Here is a 16,430-nt window from a genome sequence, read left to right as displayed (position 1 = left end):
ATTAGTTCATACATAACTGCACTAGCTAGGAGCTCTTCCATGGACCTGCTTGCAGCAGGGCAGGCGACCTCTGCCGACATCCCGTGGGGCATCACGGTACCGCTCGGCATCATCGGCGCACTGCTTTCCCTCCCAGCGTGGGTGTTTTTCATCCGCGGCGCTATCAACATCTACAAGACCATCAGGATGGGTCAGCCAGCGCTCAAGCGCAACGACAACCCTGCAGGTCGTCTTTTGAATCTCATTAAGGAGATCGTCGGCCACACCAAGATGGCCAAGAAACCTGGCATCGCTATCGCACACTGGATGGTGATGGTCGGCTTCCTGCTCGGCTTCGTGGTCTGGTTTGAGGCCTATATCCAGATCTTCAACCCAGAAGGCGGTTGGCCGATCATCGGCACGTGGGGCTTCTACCACTTCGTCGATGAGCTACTTGGCATCGGCACCGTTGTAGGCATCATTGCTCTCATCATCGTCCGCCAGTGTATTGGCAACTCTGAGAAGAAAGCACGCTTCTACGGCTCTAACGCCAAAGCTGCCTACTTCGTGGAAGCCGTGGTCCTCATCGAAGGCTTGGGCATGGTCCTGGTGAAGGCATCTAAGATCGCCACCTTTGCCTCCTACGAGGGCGGACACGTAGCAACCGACTTCTTCACCATGCAGGTTGCCAAGATCCTGCCCGAGTCCCCTCTGCTGGTATCCATCTTCGCCTTGATCAAGCTGCTGTCCGGCATGATCTGGCTGTTTATCGTCGGTATGAACATCAAGTGGGGTGTCGCATGGCACCGCTTCATGGCGTTCTTCAACATCTTCCTCAAGCGCAACTCCGACGGCCGCAACGCCCTCGGCGCCGCCAAGCCAATGACCTCCGGCGGTCGCGCTCTGACCATGGAAAATGCCGACCCGGAGACAGACACCATCGGTGTGGGCAAAGTCGAGGACTTCACATGGAAGGGCCTCATGGACTTCACCTCCTGTACCGAATGTGGCCGGTGCCAAGAACAATGCCCAGCGTGGAACACCGCCAAGCCGCTGTCTCCAAAACTGCTCATCACCAACCTGCGTGACCACACCTTGGAGTCCGCCCCGTACATCAAGGCTGCGCGGGCTGAAGGCGCTGAAGGCGGCGGCACTGACGTACTGACGGCAGACCCCGCCACCGAAGCACACGCCGACCTGCCACTACTTCAGTTGGTCGGTTCCGGCGAGATGGGTGTTATCGACCCGGATGTCCTTTGGTCCTGCACCAACTGCGGCGCCTGCGTGGAACAATGCCCTGTGGACATTGAGCACATCGACCACATCGTGGATATGCGTCGCTACCAGGTTCTGGTTGAGTCTGACTTCCCAACCGAATTGGGCAACCTGTTTAAGAACATGGAAACCAAGGGCAACCCTTGGGGTCAGAACAACAACAAGCGCTCCGAGTGGATCGAGAAGGCTAAGTCCGAGGGCATCGACATTCCTGTCTTCGGTCAAGACATTGAGAACTTCGACGACACCGAATACCTCTTCTGGGTCGGGTGTGCTGGTGTCTACGACGACAACGCCGCAAAGACCACCCGCGCAGTTGCTGATCTGCTGTACACCGCTGGCGTGAAGTTCGCCGTCCTCGGCGAGGGAGAAGGCTGTACAGGTGACTCCGCTCGCCGCGCAGGTAATGAGTTCCTATTCCAGATGCTTGCCGAGCAGAACATCGAGATGCTCGACCAGGCCTTCGAAGGTGTTCCTCCACAGCAGCGCAAGATCGTTGTGACCTGTGCGCACTGCTTCAACACACTGCGTAACGAGTACCCAGAATTGGGAGGTAACTACGAGGTAGTTCACCACACCCAGCTACTGAACAAGCTGGTACGTGAAGGCCGCCTGCAGCCGGTATCCACCCCAGAGGCTGGCCGTACTGTGACTTACCACGACCCATGTTTCTTGGGACGCCACAATAAGGTATTCGAGGCTCCTCGTGAGCTCATCGGCGCTTCCGGCGCAAACCTCATCGAAATGGACCGTAACCGCAACACTGGCTTCTGCTGTGGTGCAGGTGGCGCCCGCATGTGGATGGAAGAGCACATCGGTGAGCGCATCAACCTCAACCGTACGGACGAGGCTCTGGCTACAGGTTCCGATGCAATTGCAATTGGCTGCCCATTCTGTAAGACCATGATAACCGACGGTGTCAACAACCGTCAGGCGGACATTGAGGACAAGAAGGAGCGTACCCAGGTTCTGGATATCGCCCAGATGTTCCGCGAGTCCATCCTGGTCGACGGTGAACTGCCTGCTCCTGCTGAGCGTGAGTTCCTCGTAGCGCCAGAACGTGGCTGGGTGGACGAAGAAAAGCTGGCTCGCGAAGAAGCCGAACGACAAGCCGAAGAAGAAGCTAAACGCAAGGCAGAGGAAGAAAAGAAGCGTAAGGCAGAGGAGAAGAAGGCCGCAGACGCTAAGAAAGCAGCTGCTGCAGGAGCTGCTGGCGGTGCCGCTGCCGGCGCAGTAGCAGCACCGGGTGCCCCAGCTCCAGGGGCTCCGTCCGCAAGTGCCCCAGCTGCGCCATCTGCTCCGGGTGCTCCAGCAGCTCCAAGTGCACCGTCCGCAGGTGCCCCGGCTGCTCCAGGTGCTCCAGCAGCTCCAAGTGCACCGTCCGCAGGTGCTCCGGGTGCTCCATCTGCTCCAGGCGCTCCTTCTGCACCGGGTGCTCCAGCAGCTCCATCTGCTCCAGCACAAACAGCGGAGTCCGCTGACACTGCACCTCAGGCTGACAATGTTCAGGAAGAATCTGCTCCCGAGACATCCACGCAGTCCAGCAGCGCTGAAACTGTAGACGGTGTACTAAAGCTTGGAGCTACTTCTGCAGGCGCTCCAGCAGCACCAGGGGCTCCATCTGCCCCGGCCGCTCCAGCAGCACCACCAGCTGATGCCGACGCTGAAACTCCAGATACTAAGCAGGCATCGGCAGAGGAGCAGGATGCAGCCCCTGCTGGCGATGACACTCCTGAGGGTTCTGCGGAACAAGCAGCCCCTTCCAGCAATGGAGGGACCGCTGAGGTGACCGATGGCGTCATCAAACTAAACAACCCAGGAGCTCCGGGAGCCCCCGGCGCCCCAGGAGCTTCATAGCCCTAGGCCATATATTGTGATTAACTAGCTCTCACTAGTTTCCGAGCAGACGAAGCCCGGTATCCGAGAAGTGAATCCCACTTTCTTTGGATACCGGGCTCGTAACATTTTTCTGCGTGACATAAGATAGAGGAATTACACGCACACACTTCCGCGCAGTTAGTGTGCGCAGAACTCACTAACGTTTTTCCAAGACACTCTCAAGGAAGCCCAAACCTATGTCTGCTGGCGATCCAAAGCGCAAGCCACAGCCCGCCACGCCCTCGGCCAACGCTGCTGATAAGACCTCCGTGATGTCTAAGAAAGACGCTGCGATGAAGCCGGGCACTAATGGAAAAACCCCGGGGAAACGCCCCGCAAACTCTGATAGGTATAAGGGTTTCAAGGGCTTCATCCGCCGAATGCTCGAGTTCATGCCACTCTGGGCGTGGATCCTATGTTTTGGCCTAGTCATGGCCCTTATCCTGGTTGGTGGTGCCATCATTACGATGAGTAACCTGCAGGTCGGTAACGCTGGCCCAGACGGTAAACCCTCCCAGGTGCAGGTGAAGTACCCCGCGGCTACCACGACCGGTAAATACGACAACGATACGGACAAGCCTGCCGCTTCCCAGCAGCGATACGTGCCGGACTACGACTACCAGCCGGAACAGACCACCAGCACTACCTCGGAATCTCCGAAGAGTACGAGTAGCCAATCCACCAAGCCTTCCGAATCCAAACCAAAGCCATCCGATACCCGCCCTTCCAGCCAACAACCGTCGTCGCCACCTTCAGTTCCAACTCCGACCCACATCAGCCCCGCCCCGCTTCCCACCTCCGAGCACCCTAGCCCGAACCCCGGAGGAGGCGGAACCGATCCCGGGAATGGAGGCGGAAACAGCCCGGTAGAGCCGCAACCAGAAAAACCATCAGCGAGGTAACCACAACGAGCCCCGATCAACACACTGGGCGCAATCCAGCACAATGACCACGAGCGAAAACCTCAAAAACATCCGACCACCTATGGATGGATAGCCAATGTGCTGGCACAATTGAGAGAATGAATAGACCCCTTCGACCTAGTGAGCTGCGTACGCTTGATCAATCGACCAAGCTCCAGAATGTCCTCTACGAAATCCGTGGACCAGTGAACACCGAGGCCGAGCGCATGGAGGCCGACGGCCACCGCATCCTCAAGCTCAACACGGGCAACCCTGCTGTGTTCGGCTTCGAAGCACCAGATGTGATCATGCGCGACATGATTGCCGCCCTGCCCACCGCTCAGGGCTATTCCACGTCGAAGGGAATCATCAGTGCACGTCGTGCGATCTTCTCCCGGTACGAGGTCATCCCCGGTTTCCCCTCTTTTGACGTAGAAGATGTGTATCTGGGCAATGGTGTCTCCGAGCTCATCACCATGACCACCCAAGCTTTGCTGAATGATGGCGATGAGGTGCTCATCCCTTCGCCGGATTACCCTCTGTGGACTGCAGCAACCTCGTTGGCTGGTGGTAAGCCCGTGCACTACCTCTGCGATGAGGAGGACAGCTGGAACCCCTCCATTGAGGACATCAAGGCGAAGGTCACGGAACGCACGAAAGCCATTGTGGTCATCAACCCGAATAACCCAACGGGTGCGGTGTACTCCAAGGAGGTCCTCGAGCAGATTGTGGACGTAGCCCGCGAGCATTCTTTGCTCATCCTCGCCGACGAGATCTACGACAAGATTCTTTACGACGACGCCCAGCACATCAATATCGCCAGCCTCTGCCCCGACCTGTTGTGCATCACCTACAACGGTCTATCCAAGGCCTATCGCGTGGCAGGCTACCGCTCAGGCTGGATGGTGATCACTGGCCCGAAGGAACATGCGGCAGGGTTCATCGAAGGGATTACTCTGTTGGCTTCCACCCGCTTGTGCCCTAACGTTCCGGCACAGCACGCTATTCAGGTGGCGATTTCCGGCCGGCAATCCATTGAAGACCTCGTCCTCCCGGGCGGTCGCCTGTTGGAACAGCGCAACGTCACATGGGAGAAGCTCAACGAGATTCCGGGGGTGAGCTGTGTGAAGCCCATGGGTGCCATGTATGCGTTCCCCAAGCTGGATCCGAATGTGCATGAAATCTACGATGATGAGAAGTTCATGTTCGATCTCCTCCGTGCTGAGAAGATCCAAATGGTGCAGGGTACCGGCTTTAACTGGCCAACTCCGGATCACTTCCGCATCGTGACTTTGCCGTGGGCACGTGACTTGGAGAACGCCATCGAACGCCTGGGGAACTTCCTCGCCAGCTACAAGCAGTAGCCAAACAGTAGCATTTCGTTCACCGCGTTCCCCCTCTCCAGCCGTTTCAATCGCGGCCGGACGTCGGCGGGGCTGCGGCACGGCGGCACTTTTATCCGCGGTCGAGTCACCGCACTCCCCGTCTATTGCCGCCTTATCCGCGGCCGAGTGCTCGGACTTGCCAACCAGCGGCGGTCCACGCTTCTTGGTTCAGGCAGTTGCGCCCGTCGATGACCACGGGATTTTCAATTCGCGGGTTCACCAACGTTCGGGCTTTCGCCGGATCTAGTTCTTGGAATTCGCGCCATTCGGTGGCAACCAGCACTACTTCCGCCCCTTCCAAGGCTTCTTCCGCGGAGGATGCGTAATTGAGTGTGGGGAAGAGTGTGCGGGCGTTGGGCATCGCCTCGGGGTCATACACGGTGACGGTCGCGCCACCGAGGGATAGTGACCCGGCCACATTCAGCGCAGGGGAATCACGTACGTCGTCGGAATTTGGTTTGAACGCTGCGCCCAGCACCGTTACGTTGTGGCCCAGCACGGCGCCGCCGAAGACCTGCCTGGTCATCTCCACCATCTTTTCCCGACGCCGCATATTAATCGCATCCACTTCACGCAAGAACGTCATTGCTTGATCTGCCCCCAGCTCACCGGCGCGGGCCATGAAGGCGCGGATATCCTTCGGCAAGCAGCCACCCCCAAAGCCCAGGCCGGCTCCTAGGAATTTTCGCCCTATACGCTCGTCGTAGCCAATGGCATCAGCGAGCTTTGTCACGTCAGCGCCCACGGTTTCACAGATCTCACTCACCGCGTTAATGAAGCTGATCTTGGTCGCGAGAAATGCATTCGCGCTGACTTTCACCAGTTCGGCTGTGGGCAAGTCCATGACAAGGAATGGGGTACCTGCGTGGAGGGCGTCTTGGTAAATTTCCCGCGCGATCTCCTCCACGCCCCCCTGTTCGCACCGCCCTACTCCCAACACAATCCGGTCAGGATGCAGCGTGTCCTTCACGGCGTGCCCCTCGCGTAGAAACTCAGGGTTCCAGGCGATGTCAATGCTGGGTGCGGAAGAAGTGGCGTCGGAGGAGGAAGGCAGGGGATCGGGGGAAGAAAGGGATGAAGATGAGGTGCCGGAGGAGGCAGGCAGAGAAAAATCGGAGGAGGTAGACAGTAATCTATCGGCGAGTTCCTGAAGCTGGTTGGCGGTACCAACGGGGACGGTAGATTTGCCGAACACAGTGTGATGACCTTCGATGAGCGGGGCGAGATTCTCTATCACCGCGCTGACGTACGAGGTATCCGCGGCGTACGCTCCCTTGCGTTGAGGAGTTCCCACCGCGATGAAGTGCACCGATGCGAAGGTTGCGGCTTCTTTGTAGTTCGTGGTGAATCGCAGCCGGCCGTTGTTAATATTCCGACGCAACACCTCCTCCAAACCAGGCTCAAAAAATGGAACGGTGCCTCCCATCAGAGCGCTGATCTTTGCTTCGTCCACATCCACACCCAGCACGTCATGCCCTAGTTCCGCCATGCAAGCAGCATGGGTGGCGCCCAGGTAGCCCGTGCCAAACACAGTCATACGCATAGAATCACACGCTACTTTCTACAGGTGAACCCGCGGTGACAACGAAGTGAAGGTGTCACCGCGGGTAAGGAAACTTGTGCTGGCGCAGGGCTGAAAGCTAAACACCAGCTCACCGTGGCCGGCGAGCTATCCACCGATCCACTACGGGCGGAACCGTAGCCAGCATCTCACGGTAGCTGGCGAGGCTATCCACCATCCAGCGGTGACCAGCAGAGCAGCCAGAGTTTTACCGTGGCCGGCTCGCGCCACTAGTCCTGCTAGTCCTGAAAGTTCAGATACGCCTTCGAAGGTGTAGGACCGCGCTGCCCCTGGTACTTAGAGCCTAAAGCGCCCGAACCATATGGTTCCTCAGCCGGGCTAGTCAGCCTGAACAGCGCCAACTGCCCCACCTTCATACCGGGATAAAGCGCAATCGGTAGGTTCGCAGCGTTAGACAACTCCAGCGTGATGTGCCCCGTGAAGCCAGGATCGATGAAACCCGCAGTGGAGTGGGTGACCAAACCCAAGCGGCCGAGAGAAGACTTGCCCTCCAGGCGGCCCGCCAAGCTATGCGGAATGCTGAATTTCTCCAGGGTGGAACCCAGAACAAACTCCCCAGGGTGCAGGATAAACGGCTCGTCACCCTCAACCTCGACGAGGGTGGTCAGTTCTTCCTGCGGAAGCTTCGGGTCAATATGGGTGTACTTGGAGTTATTGAACACACGGAAAAGCCCATCCAGCCGCACATCGATGCTGGAAGGTTGGATCATTGACTCATCGAAGGGATCCAGAACTAATTCATCCGAGTGGATAGCTGCGCGAAGATCACGATCTGAAAGAAGCACACCCTTAGACTAGCGTGTCCTCCCCCACTGTGAGGAACAGCGCGTACAATAAGAAGCGCGTTCGCGCATGCCGATGTAGTTCAATGGTAGAACTCCTGCTTCCCAAGCAGGCGGCGCGGGTTCGATTCCCGTCATCGGCTCCACTTACCCAATCCCTTTCTACAAGGCACACCGAGACGTGTGCCCGAATAAAAGCTGAGGCCTCTCGAGCCGAAAATCAGGAGCTCCATTCACCGTCGAATCTTCACCTGGTCATCCGTCGCAAACCTCTGACGTGCTTGATTCAGGGTTGTTATTAAGGGTGACCAGTACTGCATCGACTATTACTTTGAGATGAGTGAGTGCGTCGTCGTGAGTGAAGTCCGGCGCCATACTGATCATTCTGAGGGTGATACCATCCAGGTGGATGATCAGAGCCTCCGCAATTGTTTCTGGGCCGGAACGGAGCTCTTGCCCCTCAGATTGCAGGATTGTAAGCCAGCGGATGATCTGCGTGGTTCCCTGCGATATGACGGTACGTAGATGTTGATTCCCGACAAGCTTTCCGTGATCAAAACATGAAGCGTAAGCGGCAAGTAGGGTTTCCAAAGAAGCATGCTGTTCCTCACGGATCGGAAGGAACTGGGCAAGACACTCAATCAGGCGCTCATCTGCAGGAAGGGACTGGTCATGGATCCGACAATCCTGAAGTATCCCGATCATTGCATCACTAGCAACAGCATCAAGTAGTTCCTGGTGAGAGGGGAAATAATAACGCAGGGTGGACGCTCCGATCCCCGCACGAGCAGCCACGTTTCGGACACTCATCGCCTCGATCCCAGCTTCGGCCATGATACTGCGAGCCGCCTCAATAATCTCTTCACGTCTTCCCATAACAACCTCCTAGCACACTGTACTAGCACATCGTACTAACTTGTAGTAACCTTCCATAGTACAGCGTACTAAAACGCTAACTAGTACAACCACCGCCAAGGAGAAATAATGATTCATGATTTGATCGCTACCATGACTGAATTCGTTCAGTCCCTACCTACAACGATCCAGTGGGGCGGAGTTATGCTGTCAGCCGCGATTCCTTTCGTCGAATCCTATGGCGCAAGTGGCATCGGCGTGATTGTCGGAGTGCATCCAGTCCTGGCATGCGCAGCAGCGATTATCGGCAATGTGATCTCCATGCTGATCGCGGTCAACCTTTCCCATCTAACCCGCACCGGCTTGACGAAAAATACAACGGAAAGCCGCACAGCACACAAACGCGCTCTACTTAAGAAACTCTTCGATCGCTTTGGAGTCGCGGTGGTGAGCCTGATCGGACAAACCGTCTTACCATCGCAAATAACGTCAGCCGCCATGGTCGGATTCGGAGCCTCCAAGCGCAGCGTCATCATCTGGCAAATCGTGTCCATCATCCTCTGGGGAGTTGTCTTCACCCTTGCAGCAACAGGACTACTACGGTTGGTCTAGAAAGAAAAGCACTCCTCAACAACAGAGAAGCTCCTCCTACAACACAGTTGACCGTTCTACCGCAATAGTCAACAGCCAGGATGACCCATTCTCTCTCGCCGCGGCTCGATAGATGCTGCAACCATCGCTAGGAACTTGCTGCCTCCGACTACCACCGGCTTTCAGGGTATTCCTACCCTGTACACCAGCAAGCTCCGACCGAAAACACCACCCATCTGGAAAACCTGCCACTATTCCTCCCGGTAGGAAGCACACATTTATATCGGTACCAAACTAACCCACCGCAGCAACATCCCGGTTTATCCGATGGGTAATTAACAGAAGAACAGCAGAGGCAAAAATCACCACATACAAGCCCGGCAAAAGTACTACGCTTTCGTTATACTATTGCCATGACTATGGGAGCATTGGCGAGAGACAAGCTGTGGGACATCGCAACCACACAGCACGGTTTGGCAACCGCACGACAAGCTAGTGAGTTAGGCATCAGCAAGCAGGCACTCCAGATGCTCGTTCATCGAGGTACACTGGAACGAGCAGCCCATGGCGTCTATCGATTCCCTCAGTACCCAGTAGATGAGTTCAACCATCTTGCCCTTGCCGTGCTATGGACGCGAGTGCCCGAGGCAGTGCTTTCACATGAGACCGCGCTCGACTGTTATGGCATCAGCGACATTAATCCCAATCGCATCCACGTTACTGTAGGTAAAAAGCGTAGATTTCGGCGTGCCGGCGGAGAGGACTACATCGTCCATTACGAGGATCTTGACGCTAAACAGATCGGCTGGTGGCAGGAGATACCGACTGTTACTCCAGCGACGGCGATCAAGCAGTGCATCCACTACGGCACGCCAACATATCTGCTACGCCAGGCTATCGAGCGAGGCCACGCTCGGGGGTATTTGAAGAATGCCCAACGTGACACACTATCCGGCCTATTGGAGGCGCGCCATGGATGACAAGCCTGTGAGTTCCCGCCTCAATGACCAGTTGGGAGACTTGAAATCGAAGACCAAGCAGCCGGCGTCGGCCACCATACTCCGCAATTGGATCACCCAAGCCGAAGCGCAACTCGGCGAGGATGCGAAAGGCGGTCGACTCGGTTGGCTGGTCGCTTCATCGGTAGCGATCGCCGCAGTTCAGCGCGCTGTTGATGAGAATGGTCGGCGCCTATTTCTACTCAAAGGTGGTACTCTACTCCAGCACCGGCTCAACGCAACAGCTCGCGCCACCAAAGACGTCGATGGATTGATCCGCGGCGACATGGACGCATTCTTCGCGGCACTCGAAGAGGTACTCGACGAACCATGGGGCCCATTAGAGCTGCGTAGAGGCGAGGTGAAAACAATTAATGTACCAACCAAAATCACCAAGCCGCGCCGGTTCAACATCACCATCGACTTGAAAGGACGGAGCTGGCGGAGCATAGACTTTGAGATCTCACCCGATGAGGCGGGTATCGGTGCGGAACAGGAAGCCATCGAGCCACCGCTACTAAGTGGCTTTGGTCTACCTACCCCTGACGTATTAGTCGGGATAACAATGCGATTTCAGATAGCCCAGAAACTCCATGCGGTTTCCGACCCGCATGAACCTCCCACCTTCAAGAACGACCGTGCTCGGGACCTTGTAGACCTGATCTTGCTACGGGATCTCATCACCGCAACCGGCACCCCGACACTCACTGAAGTGCGTGAGGCAGGACAAGCTATCTTCGATTCTCGCGCTAAGGAGGCAGACATATTGGGTTATCCCGCCAGAAGCTGGCCGCCGACTATCATTGCCCACAAGCACTGGGGCAATGACTATGCGCGGGCAGCAAAACCTGGTGGCATCCACCTCCCACTAGAATCCGCTGTAGCCGAGATAAATAACTGGATTAGCGCAATCGATAATTCATAAGAGAACTGTGAGACCAACCGGGCGAACATGGATAACGAACGGTTTCTCAATTAACGACGTTTCAGTAGAGATAATGCACATGACGGTTACACAAACCTAGTGAATTCAATCTATAGAAATGCCGTGAACACCGTACTCACTCAGCCCCTTGTTATCCCACATAAGGCACTATCAGTCCGTTTAGACACCCAATATACATCAACTAATTGAGCCAAAAGGTGGGGCAGGCAGGGAGTTTCTTATTAGCTAGGTTTTCGGGTAGTTCAGGTGTACTCGGTGAATGTCAGAAGCAGCGGAAACCTAGAGAGCCGGTTTATGTCGGGGTGCGAACTACTGGTGTTGTAGGGCTCGATCGTACTGGTAGATCAACCTAATCATGCTCTCACACAAGATGCCAAGCTTCATTATTGCCGAACTCGGGTCAGTGTAAAGGTAGGTCTCTGCTAGAGTGCCCAAGTTCTCTAAAGACGGGAAATTGTTCTTTAGGAATTCAAAGTTAGACATCGTGGGTTTTCCTCGGTGAGTTTGGTGATAACCACAGCTGCCGTGCCGATCAAAAAGCAAAAGGCCCTTCTCGGATCTGTCTCGACCTCAGAGGTAGTGTCCACCCAGGTGTGAAAGACTCGTCGCCTTTACTTGTCTCTGGCCTGTCAGCCATCCTGGATAAACCGATAGATCGGTTCGTCACAACGGTGCAGGAACAAAAACGCTCCCGTAGTTTACCAAATATCACTGCTCTTACTGTGCGCCACGAGTGCATGTTGCATACCTGCTAACTCAAAGCGGGCTGAAAGAAAGAACGCGGATCTGAGCCTGCCCCCATGGAACTATTTATCCAGGTCGCTGCCACAGTTTAGATACTTCCCCTTTGAGTGACTGATTGGTATACCCACAGATCCACTACCAGTTTCAGTGAAACAGACCACCGGTAAACGGTGTACCCCTATTTCGGACAACTACGATGGCGAGGCAACTCCGTGGCATCCCAAGCGAACTATTTTACCTTCCCAGTGTTCTATCAGCCAGCAACATCAACCAGCTCTCTCAGCCTCTCTGAAATGGCAGTGGCACCACTAGGCACCGAAACCGCGGTGGCACTCCAAGGTACGGAATGGCGGTGGCACTACTAGGTACCCAAACAGCAACGACACTACAAGGCGCGAGGTCTGTCTACCTACTTACTTACATTCCACAATCGGCTGAGGGTCATACACCGTAGTCTGAGTTTCCCGTGATAACTCCTTGCCGGAGAGATCACGAATCACGCGGGTATCCGTGATGGTGAAGCCCGGCGCGCCACTGGACGGCGTGCAGTGATCCTTTTTATCGATAACACGCTTCTCTGGGGAGGTGGGGTTGGTGCGAGGTCCGGTGATGGATTCCACGTTCACGGTCTTCACTCCCATGAGGCGCACTGTCACCTGGTGATCGTCTGCAAACGCCACAATCCGCACCGGGGTGTCAAACGTGTTCTTAAACTGCAGGTCGATCGCACCTTCGAAAATGGTCGCTTCACGCCCCGCTGGGTAACGGCTGATGTAGTAGGAGTGCGGGGTGTGCGCCACGTCTTCCATGCCGGCGAAATACGCTGCGTTGTAGAGCGTGGTGGCCAGCTGGCTCACACCACCGCCAACGGCCTCCGAGGCGCGTCCGTCGATGATGATTCCGGATTCCACAAAACCCTGCGCAGTTCCGCGAGGCCCCGTATACCCATTGAGCGAGAAGGTACGCCCAGGCAGCACAAGCGCGCCATTGATCATTTCAGCCGCGCGGCGAATATTCACACCAGATGCCGGTGAGAACCCACCGGTCGTAAACTCACCAACCACGTCATCAAACCGTGCAAGCTTGGCTTGCTCAGTGGTGTACTGAGCTTTGTCTTCTTCATAGAAGACCTCCCAGTCGCGGGTGCGTGTGTTCAGTGCCTTGTCTTCAATTTTCCCTAGGGTCTCATCCCATTTGATCTTCCAGCCATCTTCGCTAGGAATGACGTTGAGGGAACCCCCGACTTCTGTGAAACTTGCGTCGCGTGCCTCTTTTTCCGTCGACGCCAACTGTGCCTGCAACAGAGCCTTCGCCGCGTCGTTATTCCATACCGGCTGCAAGTCGGTCGCATCTTCCGGCTTGTCAGAGTTCGGCTTGAAGGACAGAATCTTGCTCATGCTCGCGGCATCAATGCGAGCGGTCACATTGTCGCGCCCCTTGAAAGTAATCGGCGTGGCAATCGCCGGATTCACCACATCACGGATGAGCTTATCCGCTTTGTCTTTCGTAATCTTGGCATCCACCACGTCGGCCTTACCCTCCACGGTGCGGGAGGTGTTCAACCAGTTGTCCAGCACCAGATCATGCAGCTCATCGGAGTTGATCGTCTGTCCAGCCACTTCGGGCTTTACTTTCGGTTTTCCGTCAGAAGTTAACGTGAGTTCAGCGTTTTCCGCGGTTCGCGTAAGCTCGCGGGAAAGGCGATCCATCGTGCGATTGAAAGGCTCCTCCGCCACCGCAGAAATAATGCCCACTTCACGCGTTTCAAAAAAACTCCGAATGCGCGTGATGGGGTTCAGTGGCTGCTGCCCCGCCTGTTTTACCGTTTTACCCCAATCCACTTGGAGACCCGCTTGTGGCGGATCCAGCTTTGTCGACATATTGCCGGCTTTCACAGTCACCGGCTTGCGCGTCTTTTCACCCAAATCCAGGCGAAGCCGCTGCTCAGCCTGACTCTCAGTCATCCCACCGATATCCACCCCACCCACAGTCACACCGCGGGGAACACGCCCCTCTGACATGGCAATGTCCACCCCATAGAGCACGCCCCCCAACCCCAGGATGAAGAGCAGCGCCCACACCCACGGCGAAATAAGGCGACGCTTTTTGTGACTCTTGACAGTCTTCTTCGTCACCTTTTTCGAGTGAGCGGCAGCGGTGCTACCAGCGGTGTGCTGTTTTTTCACGTTGCTAAGTCTAACGGCTCTCTAGGAAAGCTGGGAATCGCTTGAATGAATTCCTTCCAAGGGTGGAAGAATTGAATCGAGGGAACTGCCCGAAGATAACCAGAGAATTTAGAGAAGGTTGAAGCAACCCCTCCAGGGCACGACCACTACCGGTTACACCAGGTTTCACAGGCGAGCGGTCGTCAATGGTCGGTTACAAACAGTCGGCTACAGGTGAGCCGCCTTTACCGCGTCATACACGTGCGCTCTAGGGATACGCCCATCGATAATTGCTTGCCGCACTGCCCCGACCACATCCAGCACAGCCACAGCACCGGATGCCGTCAAGGCCTGATCCGCCCCCGCCTGCAACGCCGCCACCGCCGCATCAGGTCCTGGATGATGAGCGGTGATGGCTTTCATCCCCGTGAGGTCGTCCGTGAAAATCGTCCCACGAAACGGCGCTGCTCCGCCCTCGCGCGCACCCGGGCTGTACTTACCCTCGCGGAGAAGCTGGTACACCGCCGGATTTAACGACGCCGGGGTCTGCGCACCCCACACCTGATGTGATGCATCATCAATACCCGGTGTCTGCATGTGCCCCACCATCATGGATACGTGGCTCATGTCAGACAAACGAGCAAAAGGAACCAAATCATTGGCTTCAAGCTCTGGGCGTGTAGGGGCAGTGACAGCACGCTCGTGAGAATCCCCCGTCGTGTGTCCGTGCCCTGGAAAGTGCTTAAATACGGCGTCGATACCAGCCTGCTGCAACCCCAGCGCATAGGCCCTGGCGTACTCCGCAACCACAGCCGGGTCAGCGCTGAAGGAACGCGAACCGATAGCGTTGGCCTGCACATCTCCCGCCCCTACTACGTCCGCAATCGGGGCGAAGTCCATGGTGAACCCCAGCTTCTTCATCTTCTCACCATGCTCGCGCATCATGTCAGTCACTTGCTGCGGGCTCATCGTTTCCGCCATCTGGCGGGCAGACGGGATCTTTCCGATAATGTCAGCGAGACGCTGAACCTCCCCTCCCTCTTCATCCACACTGATCACCAAGCGTCCACCTGAGCGTTTCTGCAACGCATCCAGCGAGCGAGATGGGTCACCCCGCCCATTCAACATGGAGAAATCCGCACCCGTTCCAAAGAAAAGATGACGCACGCCGAGGTCTACTGCGTGCTCAGCTTGCTCATAGGTGGTCACTCCCACCGCGAGTAACGCACCGGACAAATCCTCCGCCGGGATCGCATTCACGCACTCCTCAGCCACAATGCGATCCCGCTCAGCGAGCGCCTGGCACTCCCCCAAAGTTGGGTTCTGAGAAAAACCCTTCTTCGCGGAATCCGATGGTGACTGAGCAGATGCTGCCGCCGCTGAGCCGTCGGAATCGGCTGGCGAGGACGACGGCGGAGTGGAATCAGCCGAGCACCCCACCAAGACAAGTACACAAAGAGCAATGAGGAAACGGCGCATAATACTAACCTAGACACAAAAACAGCGTTAGGAGCACGATGACCAACCCACAAGGCACCAAGACCACAGGTGACACCATACTTATTGCCTACGACGGATCCGAACAATCCAAAGCCGCTATCGAATATGCAGGCCGTTTTCTCTCCACGACGAAGGCCTATATCCTCACCGTGTGGGAACCCATCCAACGGCAAACAGCGCGTGCCGCAGGCATGAGCGGCATGATGCAGCACGAGTGGAAGAGCGAATGCGATAATCCCGCTCAAGATGACCCTGCATATGCCGAAGCAGTGGCTACTTGCACCCAAGGTGTGGAATTTGCTCACCAAAACGGCTTTGAGACCGAACCTTTCCTGGTAGAGTCTGCAACAGCCGTCTGGAGCGCCATCGTTGACGCTGCAGAGGAATTGCAGGTCGACCTCATCGTTACGGGCACCAGAGCACTTTCTGGCTGGAAATCAATACTTCAGACCAGTGTTTCGGATAGCATCATCAAACATGCAGGTCGTCCAGTACTGATCGTCCCTCCTCTCAACGAAGAAGACGAATAGTATTCGCGGTCTACCACAACGCACAGTGGCTGAACTGCTGCACGCCACATAACGTCCGTCCATAAGAATCCATAAGAACAGGAACTAGAAGACATGCCTTACGAGACTGAGTCTGAGTCCCGCCGCTCTGTCGGCCCAGCTATCGCTGCCGTCGTTGCTGGCGTGATTATCGGCGGTGGCGTTGCCTTCGCCGCTGGCGCAATGGCTGACGATTCCCAGCTGCCTTCCGCAGAAGAGATCGCAGTGAACCGCGATAACGCTTTCATGGGTTCCGTGCAATACGGTGACCGTGATCTCCGCGGCGAGTAAATAGAGGGG

Annotated in this window: 13 protein-coding genes and 1 tRNA gene; 9 read left to right on the top strand and 5 right to left on the bottom strand. The window is 56.2% G+C overall.

Features of this window, described 5'->3' with window-relative positions:
- Nucleotides 1-39 precede the first annotated feature (39 nt).
- The 3 genes from GP473_RS00810 to GP473_RS00800 all read left to right on the top strand — a co-directional run bounded on the left by GP473_RS00810 (nucleotide 40) and on the right by GP473_RS00800 (nucleotide 5,398).
- Entirely contained in the window at nucleotides 40-3,111 is a 3,072-nt protein-coding gene (locus GP473_RS00810) for a (Fe-S)-binding protein (protein WP_186276967.1), read from the top strand.
- A gap of 218 nt (nucleotides 3,112-3,329) precedes the next feature.
- Nucleotides 3,330-4,034: a hypothetical protein gene (locus GP473_RS00805; RefSeq protein WP_186276966.1), complete on the top strand. Its 705-nt coding sequence runs from the start codon at nucleotides 3,330-3,332 to the stop codon at nucleotides 4,032-4,034.
- Between the two features lie 119 nt (nucleotides 4,035-4,153).
- Entirely contained in the window at nucleotides 4,154-5,398 is a 1,245-nt protein-coding gene (locus tag GP473_RS00800; RefSeq protein WP_281381137.1) for a pyridoxal phosphate-dependent aminotransferase, read from the top strand.
- A gap of 133 nt (nucleotides 5,399-5,531) precedes the next feature.
- Here the strand turns inward: GP473_RS00800 and GP473_RS00795 are convergent, their stop codons facing one another.
- Nucleotides 5,532-6,962, bottom strand: a complete 1,431-nt coding sequence (locus GP473_RS00795; protein ID WP_186276965.1) for a UDP-glucose dehydrogenase family protein — start codon at nucleotides 6,960-6,962, stop codon at nucleotides 5,532-5,534.
- A gap of 257 nt (nucleotides 6,963-7,219) precedes the next feature.
- A complete protein-coding gene (gene dcd, locus GP473_RS00790) occupies nucleotides 7,220-7,786 on the bottom strand; it encodes a dCTP deaminase (RefSeq protein WP_185769608.1) in 567 nt (188 codons plus the stop codon).
- Nucleotides 7,787-7,855: 69 nt separating this feature from the next.
- Here dcd and GP473_RS00785 point away from each other — a divergent pair.
- Nucleotides 7,856-7,929 (top strand) — tRNA-Gly (locus tag GP473_RS00785).
- A gap of 109 nt (nucleotides 7,930-8,038) precedes the next feature.
- On the opposite strand, the gene GP473_RS00780 is transcribed toward GP473_RS00785, so the two are convergent.
- On the bottom strand, nucleotides 8,039-8,659 hold the full coding sequence (locus tag GP473_RS00780) for a TetR/AcrR family transcriptional regulator (protein WP_185769609.1): 621 nt from the start codon (nucleotides 8,657-8,659) through the stop codon (nucleotides 8,039-8,041).
- Nucleotides 8,660-8,767: 108 nt separating this feature from the next.
- Here GP473_RS00780 and GP473_RS00775 point away from each other — a divergent pair, with 108 nt between their 5' ends.
- From GP473_RS00775 to GP473_RS00765, 3 genes are all read left to right on the top strand, one after another.
- Complete coding sequence (locus GP473_RS00775; protein ID WP_222104956.1) at nucleotides 8,768-9,250, top strand: hypothetical protein; 483 nt, start codon at nucleotides 8,768-8,770, stop codon at nucleotides 9,248-9,250.
- Nucleotides 9,251-9,642: 392 nt separating this feature from the next.
- Nucleotides 9,643-10,209, top strand: a complete 567-nt coding sequence (locus GP473_RS00770) for a type IV toxin-antitoxin system AbiEi family antitoxin domain-containing protein (RefSeq protein ID WP_185769610.1) — start codon at nucleotides 9,643-9,645, stop codon at nucleotides 10,207-10,209.
- Complete coding sequence (locus tag GP473_RS00765) at nucleotides 10,169-11,152, top strand: nucleotidyl transferase AbiEii/AbiGii toxin family protein (RefSeq protein WP_186276964.1); 984 nt, start codon at nucleotides 10,169-10,171, stop codon at nucleotides 11,150-11,152. The genes GP473_RS00770 and GP473_RS00765 overlap by 41 nt, the downstream gene beginning before the upstream one ends.
- Before the next feature lie 1,178 nt (nucleotides 11,153-12,330).
- Here GP473_RS00765 and GP473_RS00760 read toward each other — a convergent pair.
- Together GP473_RS00760 and GP473_RS00755 are read right to left on the bottom strand one after the other, a co-directional pair.
- On the bottom strand, nucleotides 12,331-13,938 hold the full coding sequence (locus GP473_RS00760; protein ID WP_246394924.1) for a VanW family protein: 1,608 nt from the start codon (nucleotides 13,936-13,938) through the stop codon (nucleotides 12,331-12,333).
- 372 nt (nucleotides 13,939-14,310) lie between these two features.
- Nucleotides 14,311-15,561: a glycoside hydrolase family 3 N-terminal domain-containing protein gene (locus GP473_RS00755; protein ID WP_186276962.1), complete on the bottom strand. Its 1,251-nt coding sequence runs from the start codon at nucleotides 15,559-15,561 to the stop codon at nucleotides 14,311-14,313.
- A gap of 38 nt (nucleotides 15,562-15,599) precedes the next feature.
- Between GP473_RS00755 and GP473_RS00750 the strand changes: the two genes are divergently transcribed.
- Both GP473_RS00750 and GP473_RS00745 read left to right on the top strand, forming a co-directional pair.
- Complete coding sequence (locus GP473_RS00750) at nucleotides 15,600-16,112, top strand: universal stress protein (protein ID WP_185769617.1); 513 nt, start codon at nucleotides 15,600-15,602, stop codon at nucleotides 16,110-16,112.
- A gap of 93 nt (nucleotides 16,113-16,205) precedes the next feature.
- Nucleotides 16,206-16,421: a DUF2613 domain-containing protein gene (locus GP473_RS00745; protein ID WP_185769618.1), complete on the top strand. Its 216-nt coding sequence runs from the start codon at nucleotides 16,206-16,208 to the stop codon at nucleotides 16,419-16,421.
- Nucleotides 16,422-16,430: the final 9 nt, after the last annotated feature.

Source organism: Corynebacterium anserum, assembly GCF_014262665.1.
Taxonomy (GTDB): Bacteria; Actinomycetota; Actinomycetes; order Mycobacteriales; family Mycobacteriaceae; genus Corynebacterium; species Corynebacterium anserum.
This window is presented reverse-complemented; position numbering and strand designations above follow the sequence as displayed.